Origin of the sequence: Mesorhizobium sp. M2A.F.Ca.ET.039.01.1.1, assembly GCF_003998035.1 — a bacterium.
Classification (GTDB): domain Bacteria; phylum Pseudomonadota; class Alphaproteobacteria; order Rhizobiales; family Rhizobiaceae; genus Mesorhizobium.
This window is the reverse complement of the sequence record NZ_RZRY01000843.1, coordinates 1-2,380: the sequence shown is the minus strand read 5'-3', so window position 1 is coordinate 2,380 and position 2,380 is coordinate 1. Positions and strand designations below refer to the sequence as shown.

3 protein-coding genes are annotated in these 2,380 nt (G+C 65.7%); 1 reads left to right on the top strand and 2 read right to left on the bottom strand.

Annotated elements, in window-relative coordinates:
- The coding region (locus EOA24_RS34515; protein ID WP_127410617.1) for an ABC transporter permease at positions 1-657 on the bottom strand (657 nt) is incomplete at its 3' end.
- 77 nt (positions 658-734) lie between these two features.
- Between EOA24_RS34515 and dgcA the strand changes: the two genes are divergently transcribed.
- Complete coding sequence (gene dgcA / locus EOA24_RS34510) at positions 735-1,718, top strand: N-acetyl-D-Glu racemase DgcA (protein WP_126082536.1); 984 nt, start codon at positions 735-737, stop codon at positions 1,716-1,718.
- Here the strand turns inward: dgcA and EOA24_RS34505 are convergent.
- On the bottom strand, positions 1,689-2,380 hold a 692-nt coding region (locus EOA24_RS34505), incomplete at its 5' end, for an MFS transporter (protein ID WP_189354481.1). The genes dgcA and EOA24_RS34505 overlap by 30 nt on opposite strands.

Sequence of the window (2,380 nt, the reverse complement as noted above, 5' to 3'; positions counted from 1 at the left end):
GATATTGGCGCCGAAATAGCTGAGCTGATAGGCGCCCTGCTGGGCGACGATGGCGCCGACGATGGCCGACATCAGCACCACCACCGGGATTGCGCCGACGCCCATGCGATCGATCTGGTTGAAGATCGCGGCCGGATTGACTGCGTGACCGCGCCCGAGCTTCATCTGCGCGCCACGGATCGTGGCGCCGAGGATATTCATCGAGGCGAAGAAATCGTCGCGCATCTCGTAGACCCGCCGGCCAACCAGCTCCAGAGCGCGCAGGATGATGTTGGGCGGCCCGGACGGGCCCGATTCGGGCTCGCGGCGGACCGCGTCGCCGACGGCGCCGAGCAGGATCGAGGCGACCTCGCTTTGCCCCTGCAAATGGACCTCGACGCCTTTCTTCTCGAAGGCGCTGGCCAGCCGGTCGATCAGCCAGGCCCCGGCCGTGTCGATCTTTTCGATGTGGGAAAGATCGAGCATCAGCTGTTTCGCGCCGCTTCTCTGCTCGATCTTGCGCATGTCCGCATCGACCGCCGCCACGGTGCGCGTCGTCCACACGCCGGAAAACGCGCAGCCCAGCACCCCGCCCTCTTCGCCCACGGCGACGCGCGGTCGATGCTCGCCGTTCTCGGCGGCCTCGCCGCTTGCGTCGCGTTTGCGGATGGTCAACATGGCGTCCTGTTTAGCGTGACGGGACTGGCGTGTCGATTTGCCGGCAGACTGGTGTCGCACAGCCGGAGAAGAAAATTATGGCGCGTGTCATTTCGGTCGAAATGGAGCGATTCCCGATCGCCGGCACCTTCACCATCTCACGCGGATCCAAAACCGAGGCCGAAGTCATCACCGTAACGATCGCTGACGGGGGACGTTCCGGGCGCGGCGAGTGCGTGCCTTACAAGCGCTACGGCGAGACCATGCAGGGCGTATATGCCGCCATCGAGGTCATCCGCGACCAGATCGCTGGCGGCATCGACCGGACCGCACTGCTCGCTGCCATGCCCGCGGGCGCCGCGCGAAACGCCATAGATTGCGCGCTGTGGGATCTGGAAGCCAAGCTGACCGGCAAGCCCGTGGCGGCAGCGATCGGCGTCCTTCCGCCCAAGCCGCTGGAAACCGCCTACACGCTGTCGCTTGCCGAACCGGAAGCCATGGCCGCGCAGGCGCGCGCCAATGCCGCGCGGCCTTTGCTCAAGGTCAAGATCGGCGGCGACAACGACATGGCGCGGATTCGCGCGGTGACGGAGGCCGCCCCCGAAAGCCGCATCATCCTCGATGCCAATGAGGGCTGGACGGACCAAAATGTCGAGGCGAACCTGGCCTTCGCCGCTCAGCACGGCATCACGCTCATCGAGCAGCCGCTGCCGGCGGACAAGGACGACATCCTGCGCCGGATCGCGCATCCGGTGCCGATCTGCGCCGACGAAAGCGTGCATGCGGCAAAGGACCTCGACGCGCTGGTCGGTCTCTACGACGCCGTCAACATTAAGCTCGACAAATCCGGCGGCCTGACGGAGGCATTGAGATTGCGCGACCGAGCCCGCGATCTCGGCTTCGGCATCATGGTGGGCTGCATGGTCGGCACCTCGCTCGCCATGGCGCCGGCGGTGCTCCTGGCGCAGGATGCCGACTTCGTCGACCTCGATGGCCCGCTGCTTCTCGCACGCGATCGCGAGCCCGGCCTCGTCTACCAGGGATCGCTGGTTTCACCCCCCAACAGGGAGCTTTGGGGCTGAGCGCGCGGCGAGACCGATCAGCGCCATGCCGATGACCGCGATCGGGATCATCGCCCAGAAACCATCGACGCCCAAGCGGTCGTAAAGCGGGCCGGAAGCAAGCGTCACCGCCGCCATGAAGAAGCCGTTGAAGAAATAGGCAATGCCCTGCGCCGCGCCCGTGCGCTCCTCGGAAGCCGTCTCGCCGATCATCTTCTGCAGCCCGATCAACACCATCGCGACCGAGACCGAGTGCAGCGACTGGACCAGGAAGAAGCCGCCGACGCCAAGCCCGAGCGGCCAGACGAGCGGAAAGGCGATCCAGCGCACGATCGAGCCGATGCCGGCGATCACCATTACCTTGACCACCGAGACCGACGAAAAAATGCGGTTGAAAAACAGGAACATGCCGACCTCGGAGACCACGCCCCAGGCCCATAGCAGGCCGACGACGGAATCGCCGATGCCGATCGACTTCCAGTAGATCGAAACGAAGCCGTAGAGGAAGGCGTGGCTGGCGGTGATGACGCCGACACCGAGCGTGAAATAGAGGAAATAGGCGTTGAACAGGCTGGGGGCCTTATGCTGGATCTCGGTGGCCGACAGCGGCGAGGCCTTGCGCGGCCGCCCCATGCGCGGTGCCGCCAACGCCGCCACCAGGGCCGCGCCGAGCGCCACAAAGA